The sequence below is a fragment of the Aquimarina sp. MMG015 genome, assembly GCF_018100855.1.
Classification (GTDB): domain Bacteria; phylum Bacteroidota; class Bacteroidia; order Flavobacteriales; family Flavobacteriaceae; genus Aquimarina; species Aquimarina latercula.
This window is the reverse complement of record NZ_JAGJEB010000009.1, coordinates 171,840-192,207: the sequence shown is the minus strand read 5'-3', so window position 1 is coordinate 192,207 and position 20,368 is coordinate 171,840. Positions and strand designations below refer to the sequence as shown.

Genomic DNA, 20,368 nt, shown 5'->3' with positions numbered 1-20,368 from the left:
CTCCTTTATAATACCATTCACTCTTTCTGCTATTGCATTTTCTAAGGGATCTCCATTTTCTGTCATGCTAATCTCAATGTTATTTTTTTTTAACAATTTCACATATTCATAACTGCAGTATTGAGTTCCTCTATCTGAATGATGTATAAGTTTAGAGGTACTATCAATATCTGTTTTGAGATTCGATATTGCTATGTTCAACGCTTGGATTGTCTCAGATGTTTGTAAACTACCAGCTAAATGATATCCAACTATTTTTCTAGAATATGCATCTGTGATAAAACTTATATACACAAAGCCTGTTTCAATTCTCCAATAAGTTATGTCACTAACCCATAATTGATTAGGTTTTTCAGGAACAAGTTCTCTGATAAGATTCGAATACTTCTTGAATCTATGAAATGAGTTTGTGGTTATTGTTTGTTTTTTCTTACGTCTAACTAATAAGTGATTAGCAGATAAAACATCAAATAACCTATCTCTTCCCATCTTAATTTGATGTTCCAATAAGAAGGGTTGTAAAAGCTCGTATAACTTTCTTCCTCCCATATGACGATGGTTCTTTCTGATTTTTAAGACCTCACAAACAATTAATTCATCTTCGAAAGCTAGTTGCTCTCGATACCAAAAATGCTGATAATATGCTTGTCGGGTAACACCAAGTAATCGACAGAACCTGCCTAAACTTACTTTTGGATAAAGGGTTTTCATCTCTTGGATTACTTGGTGTTGGACTTTTTTACAATTCTTATTTTAAATTCTTGTTCTGCAACCTCAATCATTTTTCTGTAAGTTTCGGCCAATAATCGAGCTTCTTGTAGTTCCCTCTTTAATTGAGATACAGATTCGTTTTTGTTGTCTGAAGTTTTATTTGATTGATTTGCCATTACTGGTAAAGATACTATACTTGGGTTTGTATAATCATATCCTTTGTCTTTTAACCAGCTTGTTAATGTTCCGTGACCCAGATTATATTTATCTTCAATTGTTTTTCGCTTTAAAGTTCCTGTTAAAAATTCGTTGCAAACGAAATCTTTAAACTCTTCACTATACCTATTTTGCCATTTTGTTGTTGATGTTTTTGAATATCTTTCTATATTTTCACACTTTTTGTGTAAACCTATTTCAGGACAAGACAGTTGGGTTTGCAAGACCTTTTAAAGAGAGAAATGTATATTTAATTTTAAAAAATACGGCGTCGAATGAAATTACAAAAGTATTGATTGACACCGATATTAGAACGTGGGAGTCTTCTGTTACAATCACTCAAAATTTTGACTTGGGACTCACAGGAACCTTTCAATTATATCTCTGGATGCCTGATATCCAAACTACCTTAGAATCAAATTCGGATTATAGTATACAATTTGCAAATCAAAATACTTGGGAGTCTGGAACAGGATATAACAATTTATCGCAAACAGTATCTTTAAATAATGTACTTAGTGTTGATGATTATGTGTTTGAAGATAATTTTTCTTTTTACCCAAACCCGTCATCAGATATTATTACCATAAAATTAAAAGAATCTGATAGTGAAGAGATTCAGTTGTATAATGTCAATGGACAATTAATTAAAAAGGTTGTAGTCTCTAATGATGCTACCGTAGATATATCAGACTTATCAAATGGATTGTATTTTATACGATTAAATGGTAATATTTCTTCTAGTGTTGAATTTATAAAGCAATAATTTTTAAAAACGAACCCTCACTGCCATTAGTTTGTGACTATTGGTGATACTTGTATGATATGGTAAAGAGTAATAGAGATATTGTCTGCTATAATTTATAAAAACATAATCGAAATGAAACTTTGCAAAACAACATGTATAATTCATAACTAGTACTTGGTTACTTCAGAAAAATCTCATAGATTTCTTATTCGGTTAGTAGTTTACTAAATTAGTTGTTGAAACACACAACAAACAATATAAAAAACACATTACCGACAAGAGTCAAAAACCTAAATTGATGAGTGAATACAAGGGGATATTGGATCACATAGCCAGATATGTCGAATTATCAGATAGTGAAATAGAGGAATTTATTTCGATATTAAAAACCACTAGGGTAAAAAAAAGGCAATTTATTGTTCAACCAGGGTTTGTGTCTGAATATCGAAACTATATTGTAGAAGGCGCGGTTAGAGTTTTCTATTTAGATGATCAAGGAAAAGAACATACGGTAATCATAGCAATAGAAGATTATTTTTTTACAGACTTTTATAGTTATATACATAGAACTCCTGCAGAATATTATGCAGAGGCACTTGAGGACTCTATAATCCTACAAATGAAGTATGAAGATGTGGAAGAGCTTTGTAGTAGAATACATGCTTTATCTCAATATTTTAGATTATTTACAGAAAGGTCTATGGCCTATTCTTATAAAAGAACTATTTCTAATATTAGTAAAACTACAGAAGAACGATATTGGGAATATGTTAATAAATACCCAGAAATTGCAAACAGAGTACCACAGTACGTATTGGCATCATACTTAGGCATTTCTCCAGAATCAATAAGTAGAATTCGCTCACGATCATAAATAAATTGATATAAATCAATTTTACTTCTTGATATAGGTCAAGCTTTTTTCTTAATACATATCATATTTGTTTAGTCAACTATGGCGCAACTTTGTCTTGTCAATAATTGACAGATACTAGTTTACGTTTTATGAGGCGTTAGTTCTATAAAACGAAACTGTATTCTTTTTAAAAATAAAAAAAGTAAATATTTTTATTATGAAAGCAGTAGTGTATAAGGAACGAGCAAAAATTGAGGTCGTAGATATACCAAAGCCACAATTATTAAAAGATGATGATGTTATTGTACGTATTACACTTGCAGGTGTTTGTGGTGCAGATTTAGAATTTACCCAAAATGGGCCAGAAATGGGTTTGTTTAAAGGGATGCGAATAGGCCACGAATTTGTTGGTATCGTAGACCAAGTAGGTAAAGATATTCATTCATTAAAAGTTGGAGATCGTGTCATAGCTTCGGCTATGTTTATTGACGGAGATTGTTATTATTGCAAGCGGGATTTACCTTCGGCATGTGACCATGGAGGTTTATTTGGGACTCCATTATTTGCAGAACATGGAGGAGATGATATTCAGGGAGGTCAAGCCGAATTTATACGTGTTCCTTACGGTAATTCTTCATTATTTAAACTTCCAGAAGGGTTAACTGGTGATGAGCACGATACAAAAGTTCTTCCATTAGGAGATAATTTTGCTACCGGTTATCATGGAGCATTAAATGCGAATATCAAAACAGGAGAAACTGTAGTCGTGATTGGTGATGGTGCAGTAGGTTTAAGCGCAGTAATGGCTGCTACATTATTCGGTCCATCTACTATTATTTTGGTAGGGCGTCACGATAGTCGATTAGAATTAGCAAAAACGATAGGAGCGACCCATATAGTGAACTCAAAAAATGAAGATCCTGTAGCATTTGTAAAATCACTTACAGATGGGCGAGGTGCAAATTCTATAATCGATTCTGTGGGTAATAAAACGGCAATTGCACAAGGTATGGAAATGACTCAGGCAGGTGCGTCTATAAGTGTACTAGGGTTTGGACATCTTTATGAACCTGTAGAACAACCCTATTCATCAGCTTTGTTTAGAAATATAACCATTCATACTGGTGTTGTAAATGTAGCCGCATATATGGAAAAATTACTTCCTATAGTAGAAAGAGGAGTTATTGACCCTAGCAAGATTTTTACCGATATTTTACCATTATCAGAAGCAGAAAAAGGGTATGACTTAATGCGTGATCGTTCTTCTGGAACGCTTAAAGTTGCATTACGCCCATAACATTTTCGAATTAGAAATTTAAAATAATTTATCATGAAAAAAATATTTTTCGTATTCACCTTAATCACAATATTTATGACACAAGTGCAAGCACAAAATAACGATCTACAATTGATTGAAAAAACGATTAATTATTACCTTGACGGAATGACTACACACAATGCATCGTCTTTTGAAAAGGCATTCCATCCCAATGCTACCATGAAGTGGGTAGAAAAAAAATATGAGGATGTAAATGCTATTGAAGCGTTAAGCGAATATGTCAACGCAAATGATCCTATAAAAACAAAAACGAGCATTATGGCCATAAATATAGCAGGAGATGCAGCCAATGCTCAGTTAGAACTAGAGTATGATACTTTTTCTTACATTGATTTTATGCATCTACTAAAAATTGATGGGAATTGGAAGATTGTTAGCAAAACCTATTCTACAAAAGTGAAGAATACTAAGGAATAGAAAAAATAAAAATAGACCCAGGTGAAATTTTTACAGATATAATTATGAATACGTATTTACTTCCAGTTCTTGCCATTGTTATCGGTGTTATTATTGCTTTTGTAACCAAAAAACAAAAACCAATAGGTACTAAACTCTTATTATCATTTAGTGGTGCATTTCTATTAGCATTAACACTTTTTGATTTATTGCCAGAGGTGTATCATGGCTTAGGTGCCAAGCAAACCGGACTTTTTATCATGTGCGGTATCTTACTGCAAATTATTTTAGAATTTTTATCTAAAGGTATAGAACATGGTCATGTACAAACACATAAAGAAGATAAAGAATTTCCCTGGGTACTATTTATAAGCCTTTGTATTCATAGTTTTTTAGAAGGGTTTCCTATTCATCATCACAATGATATTATATATGGTGTATTAATTCATAAAATCCCGATAGCGACATTAATAACTATCTTTTTATTACAATCTAGGTATAGCAAAGTGCAAATTATTAGTTTCTTAATCATATTTACGACAATGACACCTTTGGGTACCTATATATCTAATAATATGATCTTAGCTACTGAATATGTAGATTTTGTTAATGCTATAGTGATCGGTATATTCTTACATATTGCTACAACTATTTTGTTTGAAACTGGCGAAGGTCACACCTTTAACTTATCCAAGCTGGTAGTGATATGTTTTGGTGTCTTTATCGCTAATTTGATCTAAAAGCTCTCAAGAGAAATGGTAAAGTAGTTATGGCAATAGTTCTATAATGATACTTAGAAAATATATTTTACATTCTCATAAAATCTATGGATATCTATTTTGGAAATTATATATTTAACTGATAGTATATTAGTTGTAAACGAACGACAACTGAATTCTTTAACTCAATTCATTGTCACGATGATCTTTTAGAGATTCATTAGAATATTTTATTCTAAAAATTTTGCAACACGTGATATAACAAGGTAGTTAATTATAAAAGAAAAATAGGGTTATAGATGAACCCATATTAAAAAATAGAATGCACTTAATTTTCTAACCAATTGAATGAAACTACATTAAATTTGGTAGTTATTACCAGTGGAGTTTTAGGATGTTTCATATGCCTATCACTGGTAACTACGTCTTTTTATAAGAGTCGTGCAAACAACTATCTCTCGCTATCATTATTTTTACTAATTAATCTAACTTTTTTAGGGAGTTGGTCTGATAAGGAAAATCCTATTTTAGATTTTTTGGGCCTTATTATGTTAGAGTATCTCGTTGCTGTCACTCTATTTATATATTTTCTTATTCAAATCGAGCACAAGTATCTAAAAGAAAAATGGTTTAAGTGGTTGTATGCTCCATTCATTTGCTCTTTTATTATAGAAATTATTCTTCATCTAGACACTGTTTTTCACCTATATGACTCAGATTTTGCCGTTGTTATAGACTATATTAAGCTCTCTACCGTATTTAGTTACAATTTGTTTTTAATCTTTTGGAGTAGGTATTTAGTAACAAAATCGAACACGATCTCAAAAGAGAAAAAACGTTGGTTACTACGATTAAACTTCTTCATTATCAGTATTATCATATGTTGGCTTTTGGCCAATATAGAGATAACTTTTTTTGAGTCGGAGTACAGCGCTAATCTCTTAAGAATTCTACTGTCGATTTTATCTTGGTGGATATTGTATTATGGCGTATTCAAACTGCAAGTAATTGTTCAAAAAGACGAAATACACCAATATTTATCCTCTAAGAAAGAAAGTAATGCGAAGTCCAAAAGGATAATAAATGAAACTACTGTTTCTAAAATTGTTACCCAACTATATACCTTAATGGAAGAGGAGCAATTATTTAAAGACCCTTTTTTAAGCAGGTACGATTTAGCAATTCGATTAGAAACAAATGAAGGCTATTTATCACAGATTATAAACGAGGAAACTAATAAAAGTGTTGTTCAGTTTGTAAATGAATATCGAGTGAAAGCTGCTCAAAATATATTACACAATCCAGTATTTAATAAGTATTCTGTCGAGGCCATTGGAATGGAGGTAGGTTTTAAATCTAAAAGTGCTTTCTACAAAACATTCAATTCTAGTCTGGGAATGTCTCCGGGAGCTTATAGAAAGCTCAAAAAAACGTCCTAATTCGTGTAAATCCTTTGTTTTAGTACTTCATCAACCTCAAAATTAGCTTTTTGTTTTCTTTTGAAATTTACTTTTACACGAATAAATCAAAAAACATAAAATCATGAAAAAAGTAATATTAATAATCGTTATAACAGTTTTTACAATATCGAATGTTAATGCGCAAGACTTTAATTTAGGAGTAAAAGGAGGTCTTAATTTCGCAACACTTACAGGAGCAAACCACTCTGAAATCGGTTGGACAACAGATTTTAATCTGGGAATTATGGCTGAAATTAAAATTTCTGATAAATTCTCTTTGCAACCAGAATTGATGTATTCCGGACAAGGATATGGTTCAAGTGTGGATTCTGAAGGTATTATAGCACTCAACTATTTGAATGTTCCATTAATGTCAAAATATTATGTAACCAAAGGATTGAGTTTAGAAGCAGGACCTCAAATTGGTTTTTTACTTTCTACTAAAGGAGGTACTCAAGATTATAAAGATCAATTTAAAACCATGGATTTTGGAGTGAATTTTGGTGTAGGTTATAAACTAGATAATGGGCTTTATTTTAGCGCAAGATATAATCTAGGATTATCTAACATAAATAACATAGATGGTATTTCAGACAAAAATAGGAATGGGGTATTTCAATTATCTATTGGCTATTTCTTTTTCTAAAATAATAGCTATACAAAGAAAAACCTGAGTTATAAAAACTCAGGTTTTTCTTTATCCAATTGAGGAGCTTAACTAAATAATAGATTCCTATAAATTTAAGCACGATTTGGTCCATAAAACGTCCTAATTCGTAAAACTGTTTTATTTCAGTACTTCTCCAACCTCAATAGTAGCTTTTAGTTCCGTTTTGAGATCTACATTCGCAGTAGTAAATCAAAAAACAGAAAATCATGAAAAAAGTTAATACAATCATATTACTTCTAATGCTATCATTTTCATTAGTGAGTTTTAGTTGTACAAATATTAATAAACCAAAAGACATACCTGTAACTACTGTTAGTAATCTAAAACAATATGTTGGAGATTATATGTATGAAGAAATGGGAATTATAATAAATATTTATACCAAAGAGAAAGAAAATGACACGAAGCTTTATTTTAATTCACTCTTTGAAGGAGAAAGTGAATTAATTGCATCTGGAGAACACAAATTTGCTTTTAGAGTAGAAGAAGAAATTAAAGTAGAATTTAAGAAGGTAGAAAATGGCGTTTTTAATGAATTTACTCTAATACAACCAGACGAAACGTTTAAAGCGATTCGTATGGAAATTGATGATCTAAATACCATAGATAAAAAACTTACCGAAAGAGATTTCTCAGGAGTTATTTTAATCGCTCAAAATGACAGCATCATATTTAATAAGGCATATGGGAGAAAAAATAGTCAAGACAATGGGCTAAATGACGTAAATACAGTTTTTGATATTTGTTCTATTACAAAACAATTTACAGGTGCAGGGATACTAAAATTATCCATGCAAAATAAGCTGGCTACTACTGATAAACTATCAAAATACTTTGATGCTGTTCCTAACGACAAAAAAAATATAACTATCCATCAGTTACTCACACATTCTTCGGGTTTAACAGCTGGGATAGGAGGTGATTACGACACTATTACAGAAGAGGAATTTCTACGCCAAGTATTTAGTAGTGAACTGATAAGTCCAGTTGGGACAGCATTTAATTATTCTAATATGGGATATAGCTTACTCGCATTAATAATTGAAAAAGCTAGCGGAATGGATTATGAAACCTTTTTGAATGAAGAAATTTTTAAACCTTCGAAAATGTACCATACTGGCTATGTAATTCCTGATTGGAAAAATAATGAAATTGCTAATGGTTATGTAGATAGTACTGAAGCTAAAAAACCTAATGAAGAGAATTGGAGTGACAATGGTCCGTATCTCAATCTCAAAGGAAATGGAGGTATTCTAACGAGGGCGAGTGACTTACTGCTCTGGAGTCAAGCAATACGTGACCGTACAATACTTGATGAAGCAACAACATCTAAATACCTTCATCCTCATTTTGAATACAATGGTGGACGGGCTCACTATGGCTATGGTTGGGGAATTGTAAATAAAGATTTAGAGGACGAAATAGTTCGTCACGCTGGTGGGAGTGACTTGTTTAGTTCAGACCTGTGGATGTATCCTAAAAAAGAAATTACAATAATTATTCTTAGTAATAAATCGGATCTACGTGTCTTTTCAATAGCAAAAAGAATATCAAACTTTTTACTAGCAGAGTAAAAGCATTATACCTAAAACTGTTCCCTGTAAAATGGAGTAATTAATACAAAAAACTAAAATGAAAAGAATAAATTCAATCGTATTGTTTCTAATAGTATCATTAATATCAGTAGGCTTTAGTTATACAACTAGTAACAAGCGTGAGGTAATGATAACCAGACATGACAAAGATGAATCCGAGTTTCTCAAACTTGCCAAGAAGTTCGAAAAATATATATGTCATTTAAATCTACCTGATTGTGAAGGTACCATTGTAGCGGATCAGTGGGTTTTATCTGCAGCTCATTGCGCCGTAGGAATTACGCAAAAATTTGAAAATGGAAGAAAACACTTTGTGATCATAGACGATGTCGAAATAGAAGTAGATAAGGTTATTATGTATAAGGAATGGGATGATCCACAAGCCGATAATTCTTTATTAAAAGATATTGCATTATTACATTTAAAAACAAAACCTATTGATGCGATGCAAGCTAAATTATATGTTGATGAAGACGAAGTAGACAAGCTCGTGTACATGGTTGGAAGAGGAAATAAAGGTGATGGACTCATTGGAATAAACGGTAACGATGGAAAACAAAGAGGTGCTACCAATAGAATTGAAACAGCAACTAAAAATTGGTTGACATGGACATTTGATCATCCAGATACCCAAACAAAATATCTTACAGAATTTGAAGGCATTAGTGGTCCGGGTGATAGTGGCGGACCTGCTTTTATTGTAAAGAACAATACCGTTTACTTGGCAGGAATTAGCTCATGGCAAGATACAAAAGGAGGAGACGAAGGACTTTATGGTGTGGTAGAAAACTATACAAGAGTATCGCAGTATATACAATGGATTAATGAAGAAATGACAGGAAATGGCAACGTTTCTGAAGCGATATTAAGAGTAGAGCCGAAGCCTGATGCTACTGTTTATGAACCAAAGATCATATCTGTAAATGCAGGTACTTTAAAGAAATATGTTGGCGAGTATGAAATATCAGGAAATATAATGAGGGTGCATACAAAAGAGAATGACACTAAGATTTATCTTTTCGTATCCGAAGGCCAAGAATATGAATTTGTTCCAACTGGAGAACACGAATTTTCTTCTGAAATATTAGAAGGCTATAAATTAGAATTCAAAAATGAGAAAAATGGAATTTTTAAGAAATTAATTATAATACAACCTGACGTAACGTACGAATTGACTCGTAAATAAAAAGGAAAATAATTAAAAAAACAAAAAATGCATCAATACAAATTATCTTTAAAATTTTTCTTGACTTTATTAGTACTATCTAATATTTGTTGGTCCCAAAATTTAACTTTAAAAGGAACAGTTAAGGGAGCTAATAATAAAAAATTAGCATATGTAAATATTGGAATTAAAAATAAAAATACAGGAACTATATCCGATGAAAATGGAAGTTTTAGTATTAGAATACAAGAAGAAAATAAATCTGATAGTTTATCTTTTTCCTATGTAGGCTATAAACAACATACTATTAAAATTTCTGATATTGTTGAAAAAAGCATCAGCCAATTTGTTCTTGATCAGAAATTGGTGTCTTTAGATGAAGTCACAATTATTTCAAAGAAAACAAAAGAAAAAAAGTTAGGAACTACATCGTACGTTAGTTTCGTTGTAGGTGATGTTCGGGCCGATAATAATCAGAATAATAATATTCAAGAATTTGCTAAAAAACTCAAAATAAAAAAACCTTCAAGGCTTTTAGATGTAAGTATCGCACTCTCTAATATAAATATCGATGCTGCAAAATTTAGAATAAATTTTTACAGCATAAAAGATAATCTTCCTTTTGAGAAAATAGGTGCTAGTAATATCATTATTGAAAAACAGATAATAAATGGCTGGAATACATTCGATTTGAAAAAATTTGATTTGAAATATGAAAACCCTGTCTTTATTGCAATAGAATATTTACCTCAGGAATATAATGAACAAGCACCATTTAATTATAACGGGCAATTATTAGGAAGGGCAGTTGGGCGTTCATCAAGTGTAGGCAATTGGAATGTAACAAAAGGTGCTAAGATATCCATGTACGTAACAGTGCGGCAATAAGTGAAAGAACTATTGCCGGCAACTTGTGTAATTGGTTGTTAGAATACTGGTGAATTTACTGCTATTGCTGAATTGATATTACTAAGAAAATCAATAAAAGAGTGATAGATATTGTTTGGTATGATTGTTTTATAAAAGATGTCTCCAAAGTTGCGAGTTACACTAATCATAGATTAGCGACAGCTTAGAAGTAAAGCTTTCAAAACGAGAGGCGTAACAAATCATCTTCATAATCGTCTTACAAGAAACTAACCAATTAATATGATTTCAATGAAAAAAGATGCGAGAGTTTCTGGTTTACTATATATTCTTATGATTATATGTGGAATGTTTAGTCTTGTATACATTCCGTCAAAGCTTTATGCCTTAGACAATGCCCTGGAAACTCATAATAATATCACTACAAATGAATTGCTATTCAAAATGGGAATATTGAGTGATTTGTGTATGATTACTATTTTTATCTTTTTATCACTTTCTCTATACAAATTGCTCAAGCAAGTCAATAGTAAAGCAGCAATTATAATGGTTGTTTTTGTTTTAATAAGTGTTGCATTTTCATATGTTAACTTAATACCTAAGCTTGATATCATTTCTTTGATTAATAATAAAGCAGGAATTAACACTACAGATATACAGGCTGAAAAACTTTTAATACTTCTTAGGTCGCATTATAACGGGTTTAGCATTGTTCAAATATTTTGGGGTCTTTGGTTACTTCCATTTGGTTATTTAGTTTTAAGATCTGGCTTTATTCCTAAAATTTTTGGAATTCTACTCATAGTTGGATGTTTCGGTTACTTGACAGATTTTTTAGGATATTTTCTTTATCCAGATTCCTATGGAAAAACAATAATTCCAACAATAGCAAGTCTTCCTCATGCATTAGGCGAAATTGGAATTGGTTTGTGGCTTTTAATTATCGGAGTTAAGAAAAAATCAAGTTAAATATTTATCTGGTTCTCCTGCTACAGCTAGTTTACGATAAGTAGCAATACTCATAAGAAAATATAGAAAAGGGTAACCGATCTTGTTTGATCGGGATTTTATGCTATTTTTAAAGCTAAATAAACTATAGAGAGTAGTTGGTAATCAATTATAATGAAAACATGAATATACTCCAGAGTTGTGCTTGATTATAGAAATGATAGAAAAGCTTATTAAATACCAAAATGATTCTGAAAAGAACTTTGAAGAAAAGAAAAATATTTCAACAATTGTAAACTATATTTTTGCTCTTATTATTTTCTTTTCTTCAACAATAGTCTCAGCATTTACCTTTCCTTTTAGATTCTTATATAAGAAAATATTCTTGAAGAAAAATAAATCTAAAATCATTCATCTCAATGATAAAAATATAGATTCAGTTTTGAAAGAGGAAAAACTAGTTTTAATCGATTTTTGGGCTGAGTGGTGTGGTCCATGTTTGATGATGAACGCTACTATAGAAAAATTCGCAAATGAATCAAAGAATATACAAATCGCTAAAGTTAATGCCGATTTAAACAGAAAATTGTTAGATAGATTTCAAATTAGAGGTTTGCCTCAGTTCATTTTATTAAAAAATGGAAAAGAAATTAAAAGATATGCAGGTGCAATGACAGTTTTTGATCTAAATAAATTTTGTAGTGAAACGGATTAATGCGCTACAGCTAACGTCATTTTGTTACTAGTGGATAACCATTATATTTTTTTTAGGGTAAGGTTGTTTTAAATTATCTAATGGAGGTTTGTAATATTTGTTAGTCCCTAACTAGTAAAAAAGGATATTAGTTTGTGGTAAAAATATCCAAGAAAAATAATGAATTCTATTATAAATGAATAATTGGAGGGAATATTTAATAGCATTACTAGCAAACATACTAACTGGATTTCTATTGAGTATAAATTGCGAAGGCGAAAGATGTTTGATCATTATTCTAGCTTTTTCTTACTGTGTAATAGCTGCAATCTCCTATTTACCTTATTTGTTTTATAAACCCTTTAAAGAAATAAATAATGAAAAAATTCTTGCTTTTTTCTTCCCTAGTTTATTAATGTTTATTGCTATTTTTTTATGGTTAAAATTTGGATCAAACATGTCGTTAGGTTCACATAATATTTTATCAATAGGTTTAGCGATATTGCCTAATACAATTTTACAATTGATTCTATTTTTGGTTACTATAAAAAAACGTAATGCTAACCGATCTACTAAGTAAGGCTAAAGTTTTACAATATCATTCTGTTTTTTAAATAACGGATAGAAAAAATATTGAGTTTTCTAATAGTAAATCTTATATACTACTCCATTGTAACACATTACTAATTCCGGATACTAATAATTTATAATAATCTACAAGGAATCATCCATGAAATTATTGACGCAAGAATATAAAGAACATTGGAATACGGTAAGCAAATTAATATTCAGAGCACTATTTACATATTTTACTCTCTATATACTTCTAATGTTATTAAATCCACTTTTTGAAGTACCATTTAGATGGATTGGTAAAGAAGTTTTTAAAATAAACTACGAATATGAGGTAAGTGGTAATGGTAGTGGAGATCACACTTTTGCATATTTGACATTATTTGTAACTGTAGTTTTAACATTAATAACCGTTGTTATTTGGAGCATTTTAGATCGAAACCGTAAGAGCTACAATATGCTTTTTTATTGGTTTTTAGTATTTCTACGTATTGTTTTAGTAGCTGTAATGCTTCTTTATGGCTTTGTTAAGGTTTTTAAACTTCAGTTTCCATCAGCTTCATTGACTCATTTGCTCGACCCTTTAGGTGATTTTTCGCCAATGGGATTAGCGTGGACTTATATGGGGTTTTCAAAAGGTTTTAATGTATTTGTTGGTTTTATGGAAGTACTTGGTGGTTTGTTATTAATTCCTAGACGAACACAAACACTTGGCTCATTTATAATTATTGGAGTAATGGCGCAAGTGGCCATGATGAATTTTTGTTATGACATTCCTGTGAAATTATTTTCGGTTCATTTAGTGTTAATGGCTCTGGTGATTTTTATAACTGACGATAGGTTTTTAAAAGTATTTATTAAAAATAAAGCAGTAGATGTATTTACTTATTATCACCCTGTTAAAAACAACAAATATCATAAAGTCATATTTTGGATAAAATCCATTGGTTTATTTATTCTTGTTAGTTTAATTTCATTTAATTTTTATACCACAGAAAGTCATAGAGGGAACAATAGAGAAAAGCCATTACTCTATGGTATATGGGAGGCTTCATATTTTATTAAAAATGGAGATACATTACAACCATTAATTACAGATAATTATAGATGGCGTTATCTTATTGTGGACTTAAAAGATAAGGCAACTGTAAAAACAATGGATGATCTAAAATATCAATATAAGTTCATAACAGATTCGACATCTCAAAAAATAATGATACATAAAAAGGATTCGGAAGCTGAACATTATAATTTCAGTTATAAAAATCCCAATTCAGAATTTCTTGAATTGGATGGAATTATAGACTCTGATACATTACATATCATATTTTCGAGAAAAGATCACGAAAAATTTAATTTGAACTCTCGCGGTTTTAACTGGATTAATGAGCGTCCTTACAATAGGTGAAACAGTTCTTTGAAGTTTTCAAAAACGTTCTTGATTTTCTGATTATTCATATTAGAAGTAGAGAGAAATCGTATGTTGCTTTTGATTGTTTTCCATAAAATTATTGTAACAAATTTAATTTTGAATCTACATATTAGTAGGGATGTATCTAATTGTTTACATCTCACCGTAAGTAAATAGTTAAAAATATGTTAGGAGGAGAAAGTATTCGAGGAGTGATTTCAAGCTTACGTAATAATGAAACGTTACTGAGGTCTAAAGTACTATTAGAAAAAGAAAACTTAAAAGATACTGAAGGAAAATCAAGCTTAAAAAAAGCTTCCGAGGAAGAAATACAACAAATAGGAAAAAAAATAAGAAAGGAAAACCGAAAAGAAAAGAAAATACTAATTGGTATCGCAATACTTATAACAAGTGTTTTTACATATTTCACAATTAATGTAATCCGGCAAAACACTGTAGATACAGAGAGTATAGAAATACTTAAATTCCAGGAAAAGGAAAATGAGTTTTTAATACTTATTGAAAAAGGAGATGAGTGGTTTGAAAAAGGAAAATGGTCTAATTCTGTTTTTTACTATGAACAAGCAAAAGAAGTTTTCCAAAAAAACTATGAAATTAATTACAGACTCGTTCGATCATATAGCTTTCAATGTGAAAGTGAATTTAAAAATTGCCACAAGGCTAAAGAGCTGTTAGATAAACTTTTTTTTATGTTTCCTGATAAAGAAAAAGGACTATTAGAAATCAAAGAGAAATTAGAATATGAATATTAAGGAATACCCATTAGCAACTTTCACTACAGTTAGTTTATAACCTTTAACCATACCCGTAATAAAGTATACGATCTAGTTATAGATCTAGTTTCATTTGATTTTAGAGTTTAAGTGTCTAAAGCAAAATGATATGCTAGTTCTAAACTATTGGGAGCAGTGATATCAAGGAAGGTACTAAGAAATGGACATATACAGAATAATTAAATCCTTTTTATATCTATTAGGAATATGTTTTACAATCTATTCGATTATTCAGCATGGAATAAGTAGTAGTCACACTCCTCCAACTGGGTTTGTAATACCCTTTTTCTTTATTTTCATTGCTTTCTTTTTTTTGATTATTGATTTTTAGCTAAAAAATATTTGAGAAATTATAATTTGCATATAAAAATAAATGTTCTTTCAATCTTAATTAATTTTATTATAATACTTTCAATTCTTTTAATAGCTTTATAATAAACTGTTTTACCAAGTTCGTATCTTTTTTACTTGTCAAGGCAACCATTTGATCTTAATACGCGTCTATTATATCATAAAGGAATCTAAAATAGGTTTTAACAATGGTCAGAACACGATATTTCATTTCATTCTTATTTCTAGTCGTTAGTTTTAATATTGATGCTCAATCTATCAAAAGAATAGATAATTCAGTAATCTCTACCTCAGTTTTAGACAATAAAATTATGCATTTAAAAAATGCTGGAAATGTACACGGTCTTACAATTGCAATAGTTACTAAAGACAGTGTTCTATTTCAGAAAGCGTACGGTTCCAGAAATTTAAAAGATAAGCAAGAACTAAAAACTTCACATAATTTTTATGCTGCTTCTCTTAGTAAACCACTTTTTGCATTTATTGTTATGAAATTAGTAGATGCAGAAAAGATTGATTTAGACAAACCTTTAGTAGAATATTTAGATAACCCTTTATATTCCTATGAATTTGCTCAAAGTTATGAAGGTTTTAAAGATTTAGAAACCGATAAAAGATATGAGAAAATTACCGCAAGAATGTGTTTGTCGCATATTACTGGGTTTCCAAACTGGAGATATATCACTAAATCAGGGATTGATATGGAAAACCCGCTGGAGATCGAATTGGAACCAGGAACTTTTTATAGTTATTCAGGAGAAGGTATTCAATTGCTTCAGTTTGTTGTAGAACAAATCACTAAAACTAATCTAGAGCAACTTGCAGAAAAATACGTTTTTAAACCATTTAAGATGGATATGACAAGTTTTCTTTGGCAAAAAAGATTTGATATGAACTATGCGGTTGGTCACTACAAGAAAAGAAAAACCTTAAAACGAATAAAAAGAAATCAAGAATATGCTGCTGGTAGTATGGATACAACACCAGAGGATTACACCAAGTTTATACAAGTAATGTTAGCCCAAAAGGGACTGAGTGAAACAACGTATGAGGAGTTTTTTAAACCACAAATAAGAATTGAGTCTAAGCAACAATTTGGTAAAAATCGATTGATAAAAACGACAGAAAACAGTGATATTGAATTAAGCTATGCCCTAGGATTTGGAACTTATAAAACACCATTCGGAAAAGCAGTTTTTAAAGAGGGACATATTAAGGGTTGGGAACATTATACCGTATTTTATCCATCACAAGATTTAGGAATTATAATCATGTCCAACAGTTCCAATGCCGAAAGTATTTTTAAAGAATTACTAGAAGTTGCGATGGGCGATACTTGGATGCCTTGGTATTGGGAGAACTTTATGCCTTATGATAAGTAGGAGGGAGGTGTGAAGATTACTCTGCAGGGCTTATGTTTAGTAATTATTTATTTAATAAAACAGTAATAGATTTTTTATGCTACATAAGCTAGATAAAAAATGCTGTTAAACCATATAGGAATTCGTATGCGAAATAAGATTTTTTCATACGAATTCGTTACTTTTAACGTCAAAGACTTTTGTTAACCCTAAAAGACCGCTGTTGTGAAAATTAAGAAATTCTGGAAACGAATTTTATTAGGATTAATCGTAGTCCCAATTGTGGTAATTGGAGCCCTCATATTATATATTCAGAATAATCAATCCGAAATTATTAAAGGGGAGATAGCAAAACTAAACAAAGAACACAAAGGTCTTATTAGTGTTGGTGAAAGTGAATTATCTCTTTTTAGTAACTTTCCATACATTTCTATTAAAGTATATGATGTAAAAATCTTTGAAACTAAAGAAGATAATGCACCCATCATTATGGATGTAAAAGATATATACATTGGTTTTAATCTATGGGATATAGTAAAAGGAAATTATGACATTCAGTCTTTAGTTATAGAAGAAGGTGTTTTTAATATTGTAATTCATGAGAATAATACGACGAATATTCAAAACTCCTTAGCGAGTACTTCTAAAACAGAAACACCATCCACTAATATTCATCTAAAAAAAATTAGATTTAAAAGTCTAGACATCCATACTCTAGATGAGGCTACAAATACAGATGTCGAAAAATTCATGTACGCTGGTACCGGTGGTTTTAGCCAAAAAGATAGTATCATCGCTGGACATATAGATACCCACTTTGAGTTGAATGTGATCAAAGATGGAGATACCACTTTCATTCATAATAAACATTTTGAAGTGCATACAGATGTGTTATTTAATGAATATACTGGAATTCTTGACGTAGAACCTTCTGGGATTGTTATGGAAAATGGTGATTTTGAGCTAGAAGGATCAATAGATACGAAGAATGATGTAGATCTAAACCTTTCTATAAAAGGAACAAAGCCTAATTTTGATATGTTGATTGCTTTTGCTCCAACAGATGTTATACCTGTACTAGAGAAATACAGAAACGCTGGTGAAATTTATTTTAACGCTAAGATTGAAGGGCCTGCTAATAAAGGAAATACGCCTTTTGTTCGCGCCAATTTCGGAGCTGGGAAAGCTTTCCTAGAAAATACTAAAAGAGGGAAGAAGATTGATAATATGGGATTTAATGGTCATTTTACAAATGGAAAAAATAGAGATGTAAGTACGATGGAGTTTTCGTTAACGGATATGACTGCATCTTTAGAAAAGGGAGAATTTGAAGGGTCTATTTTTGTGAAGAATTTTGAATCTCCAGAAGTGGATATGAAAATAAATTCAAATTTTAATCTCAATTTTATTACAGAATTTTTTGAACTGGAGCAGGTAGAAGATGCTTCAGGAGAGGTTTCATTGAAAATGAATTTTCACGATATTATAGATATTGATGAACCCGAAAAGGCTTTACAGAAACTGAATCAAGCGTATTTTACAGAATTGATTGTAAAAGACTTAAGTTTAATAGCCAAAGATCTTCCAGCTCCATTGCACGATCTGAATGTAAATTTAGTAATGAATGGTAAAGAAGCAACTCTAAATAAGTTTGAACTGTTGATGGGGAAGTCAGATCTATCTGTAAGTGGTTTTCTTTCGGATTTACCTGCAATTGTACATCATACGAACATCCCAGTAGATGTTCATTTGGATATAGTTTCTAAGTATTTAGATATTGCCGAATTAACTGGTTTTTCAGCACAGGATACTACCAAAACTGGTTTTGATGAACAAATAAAAGAATTGAGTTTAGGCCTTTCTTTTAAAGCTTCTGCAAAAGATTTTACAGAATCTAAATATTTACCAAAAGGTGAATTTTTTATCGATAGCCTATATGCAGATTTAAAGCATTATCCACATAAACTACATGATTTTCATGCAGATGTGTTAATAGATGATAAGAATCTCAAAATAGTTGATTTTACAGGATATATAGATGATAGTGATTTTCATTTTGATGGGCTTATACATGAGTATGCTTTTTGGATGCAATCCCAACTTAATGGAGATGTTGATTTAGATATCAACCTTACTTCTAAAAAGTTAAGGTTAGAAGATGTTTTTTCGTATAAGGGAGAAAATTATGTTCCTGAAGAGTATCGACATGAAATTTTTGATGATTTGGCATTGCACCTTACTTCTAGTATGCATTATAGAGATTCTGCTTTGCATTCCATTGACTTAGCTTTAGACAAATTGGATACAAAAATGGAATTGCACCCACTACGCTTTGATAATTTTAGAGGAAATATCCATTATGAAGATGAACACTTGGTAATAAAAGATTTTCATGGCGAAATAGGAACTACTAATTTTAATTTTGATCTTAATTACTATTTAGGTGAGGATGAGAAGATAAAGAAAAGAGATAATTACCTCTCAGTAAAAGCAAATTATATTGACTATGATGCGCTTTTTAACTTTGATGTGAGCTCTCCAAAATCAACAGAAGTTGTGACTTCAACAACTGCTGATGTAAAAGAACATGCAGAAGCTTTTAATTTATATGAGTTGCCGTTTACGGATATGCAATTTAAGGCAGATATCACCCACTTTATTTACCATAGAATAGATCTTCAAAATATTAAAGCGGATATCAGAACAACACCCAATCATTATATTTATATAGATACCTTAGATATGGATGCAGCTGGAGGAAATATTCGATTAAGTGGGTATTTTAATGGTAGCGATCCAGAACATATTTATATGCAACCAGATTTGGTTATGAATAATGTAGATTTAGATAAACTACTGTTCAAGTTTGAAAATTTTGGACAAGATCATCTCGTTTCCGAAAATCTACAAGGAAAACTTACATCTAGAATTAAAGGTAAGATTAGAGTATATCCAGATATGGTACCTGATCTTGATCAATCTACCATAGAAATGGATGTGAAAGTACTAAATGGAAGATTAAAAAATTATGATCCAATGCTTGCGCTTTCTGACTATATGGGAGATAAAAACTTACAAAATATTCGATTTGATACTTTACAAAACAGCTTGGATATAAATAAAGGGAAGATCAATATTCCTGCTATGCGGATCGAATCTACTTTGGGGCATATGGAATTCTCTGGTTCGCATGACAGTAATCAAAATATTGATTATTACATACGAATTCCTTGGAAAACTGTGCGAAAAGCTTCTTGGCAAAAGTTATTTGGAAAAAAACAAGATACCGTTATTAGTCAGGAGCAAGAAGACGAGATTGTAGAGGTGGATCCGGACGAAAAAGTAAAATACCTTAACCTAAAAATCAAAGGAAGTATTGATGATTATAAGGTTTCATTAGGTAAGAAAAAACAAAAATAATAGCAGGTTTTTATAATTTCATTTAAGATAAACTATGGATTTTTTTTTGATTTAATATCTATCATAGAAAATAC

General features: G+C 30.7%; 18 protein-coding genes. 16 read left to right on the top strand and 2 right to left on the bottom strand.

From position 1 onward, the window contains the following. Both J8L88_RS17655 and J8L88_RS17650 read right to left on the bottom strand, forming a co-directional pair. Positions 1-711 (bottom strand): IS3 family transposase (locus tag J8L88_RS17655; protein ID WP_211061447.1); only part of this gene is annotated, 711 nt, incomplete at its 3' end. A gap of 8 nt (positions 712-719) precedes the next feature. Continuing rightward, a complete protein-coding gene (locus tag J8L88_RS17650) occupies positions 720-1,151 on the bottom strand; it encodes a hypothetical protein (RefSeq protein WP_211061451.1) in 432 nt (143 codons plus the stop codon). On the opposite strand from J8L88_RS17650, the gene J8L88_RS17645 reads away from it, so the two are divergent. The 16 genes from J8L88_RS17645 to J8L88_RS23800 all read left to right on the top strand — a co-directional run bounded on the left by J8L88_RS17645 (position 1,076) and on the right by J8L88_RS23800 (position 20,294). Continuing rightward, positions 1,076-1,693, top strand: coding sequence for a DUF4832 domain-containing protein (locus J8L88_RS17645; protein WP_211061446.1), 618 nt, complete (start codon positions 1,076-1,078; stop codon positions 1,691-1,693). The two genes, J8L88_RS17650 and J8L88_RS17645, sit on opposite strands and share 76 nt — an antisense overlap. 280 nt (positions 1,694-1,973) lie before the next feature. Then, the gene (locus J8L88_RS17640; RefSeq protein WP_118385634.1) at positions 1,974-2,549 is read left to right on the top strand and encodes a Crp/Fnr family transcriptional regulator; all 576 of its coding nucleotides are present in this window, start codon (positions 1,974-1,976) and stop codon (positions 2,547-2,549) included. Positions 2,550-2,748: 199 nt separating this feature from the next. Further along, entirely contained in the window at positions 2,749-3,828 is a 1,080-nt protein-coding gene (locus J8L88_RS17635) for a zinc-binding dehydrogenase (RefSeq protein ID WP_118385635.1), read from the top strand. A 33-nt stretch (positions 3,829-3,861) separates the two neighbouring features. Beyond that, positions 3,862-4,287 carry a nuclear transport factor 2 family protein gene (locus J8L88_RS17630; RefSeq protein WP_118385636.1) on the top strand — a complete coding sequence of 142 codons (426 nt, stop codon included), beginning with the start codon at positions 3,862-3,864 and terminating at the stop codon, positions 4,285-4,287. A gap of 44 nt (positions 4,288-4,331) precedes the next feature. Next, a complete protein-coding gene (locus tag J8L88_RS17625; RefSeq protein WP_211061445.1) occupies positions 4,332-5,006 on the top strand; it encodes a ZIP family metal transporter in 675 nt (224 codons plus the stop codon). Between the two features lie 323 nt (positions 5,007-5,329). Then, a complete protein-coding gene (locus J8L88_RS17620; protein ID WP_211061444.1) occupies positions 5,330-6,424 on the top strand; it encodes an AraC family transcriptional regulator in 1,095 nt (364 codons plus the stop codon). Positions 6,425-6,527: 103 nt separating this feature from the next. Beyond that, positions 6,528-7,091 carry a porin family protein gene (locus J8L88_RS17615; protein WP_211061443.1) on the top strand — a complete coding sequence of 188 codons (564 nt, stop codon included), beginning with the start codon at positions 6,528-6,530 and terminating at the stop codon, positions 7,089-7,091. Between the two features lie 230 nt (positions 7,092-7,321). Further along, positions 7,322-8,689 (top strand): serine hydrolase, encoded by a 1,368-nt coding sequence (locus J8L88_RS17610; protein ID WP_211061442.1) that lies wholly within the window; start codon positions 7,322-7,324, stop codon positions 8,687-8,689. A gap of 58 nt (positions 8,690-8,747) precedes the next feature. Continuing rightward, on the top strand, positions 8,748-9,896 hold the full coding sequence (locus J8L88_RS17605; protein ID WP_211061441.1) for a trypsin-like serine protease: 1,149 nt from the start codon (positions 8,748-8,750) through the stop codon (positions 9,894-9,896). A gap of 27 nt (positions 9,897-9,923) precedes the next feature. Continuing rightward, entirely contained in the window at positions 9,924-10,763 is an 840-nt protein-coding gene (locus tag J8L88_RS17600; RefSeq protein ID WP_211061440.1) for a carboxypeptidase-like regulatory domain-containing protein, read from the top strand. Between the two features lie 270 nt (positions 10,764-11,033). Continuing rightward, a complete protein-coding gene (locus tag J8L88_RS17595) occupies positions 11,034-11,711 on the top strand; it encodes a DUF4386 domain-containing protein (protein ID WP_211061439.1) in 678 nt (225 codons plus the stop codon). A 196-nt stretch (positions 11,712-11,907) separates the two neighbouring features. Then, positions 11,908-12,405 (top strand): co-chaperone YbbN, encoded by a 498-nt coding sequence (locus tag J8L88_RS17590; RefSeq protein WP_211061438.1) that lies wholly within the window; start codon positions 11,908-11,910, stop codon positions 12,403-12,405. A gap of 709 nt (positions 12,406-13,114) precedes the next feature. Then, positions 13,115-14,365: a DoxX family protein gene (locus J8L88_RS17585; protein ID WP_211061437.1), complete on the top strand. Its 1,251-nt coding sequence runs from the start codon at positions 13,115-13,117 to the stop codon at positions 14,363-14,365. A 188-nt stretch (positions 14,366-14,553) separates the two neighbouring features. Continuing rightward, positions 14,554-15,141 carry a hypothetical protein gene (locus J8L88_RS17580; protein WP_211061436.1) on the top strand — a complete coding sequence of 196 codons (588 nt, stop codon included), beginning with the start codon at positions 14,554-14,556 and terminating at the stop codon, positions 15,139-15,141. Between the two features lie 560 nt (positions 15,142-15,701). Continuing rightward, positions 15,702-16,895: a serine hydrolase gene (locus tag J8L88_RS17575; RefSeq protein ID WP_211061435.1), complete on the top strand. Its 1,194-nt coding sequence runs from the start codon at positions 15,702-15,704 to the stop codon at positions 16,893-16,895. Between the two features lie 204 nt (positions 16,896-17,099). Continuing rightward, positions 17,100-20,294, top strand: coding sequence for an AsmA-like C-terminal region-containing protein (locus J8L88_RS23800; protein ID WP_211061434.1), 3,195 nt, complete (start codon positions 17,100-17,102; stop codon positions 20,292-20,294). The last annotated feature ends 74 nt before the right edge of the window (positions 20,295-20,368 follow it).

Coding starts and splice junctions, on each gene's coding strand:
- J8L88_RS17635 (WP_118385635.1), top strand. CDS start 2,749: ATGAAAGCAGTAGTGTATAAGGAACGAGCAAAAATTGAGGTCGTAGAT.
- J8L88_RS17580 (WP_211061436.1), top strand. CDS start 14,554: ATGTTAGGAGGAGAAAGTATTCGAGGAGTGATTTCAAGCTTACGTAAT.
- J8L88_RS17585 (WP_211061437.1), top strand. CDS start 13,115: ATGAAATTATTGACGCAAGAATATAAAGAACATTGGAATACGGTAAGC.
- J8L88_RS17645 (WP_211061446.1), top strand. CDS start 1,076: ATGTTTTTGAATATCTTTCTATATTTTCACACTTTTTGTGTAAACCTA.
- J8L88_RS17600 (WP_211061440.1), top strand. CDS start 9,924: ATGCATCAATACAAATTATCTTTAAAATTTTTCTTGACTTTATTAGTA.
- J8L88_RS17605 (WP_211061441.1), top strand. CDS start 8,748: ATGAAAAGAATAAATTCAATCGTATTGTTTCTAATAGTATCATTAATA.
- J8L88_RS17595 (WP_211061439.1), top strand. CDS start 11,034: ATGAAAAAAGATGCGAGAGTTTCTGGTTTACTATATATTCTTATGATT.
- J8L88_RS17630 (WP_118385636.1), top strand. CDS start 3,862: ATGAAAAAAATATTTTTCGTATTCACCTTAATCACAATATTTATGACA.
- J8L88_RS17590 (WP_211061438.1), top strand. CDS start 11,908: ATGATAGAAAAGCTTATTAAATACCAAAATGATTCTGAAAAGAACTTT.
- J8L88_RS17610 (WP_211061442.1), top strand. CDS start 7,322: ATGAAAAAAGTTAATACAATCATATTACTTCTAATGCTATCATTTTCA.
- J8L88_RS17640 (WP_118385634.1), top strand. CDS start 1,974: ATGAGTGAATACAAGGGGATATTGGATCACATAGCCAGATATGTCGAA.
- J8L88_RS17615 (WP_211061443.1), top strand. CDS start 6,528: ATGAAAAAAGTAATATTAATAATCGTTATAACAGTTTTTACAATATCG.
- J8L88_RS17625 (WP_211061445.1), top strand. CDS start 4,332: ATGAATACGTATTTACTTCCAGTTCTTGCCATTGTTATCGGTGTTATT.
- J8L88_RS17575 (WP_211061435.1), top strand. CDS start 15,702: ATGGTCAGAACACGATATTTCATTTCATTCTTATTTCTAGTCGTTAGT.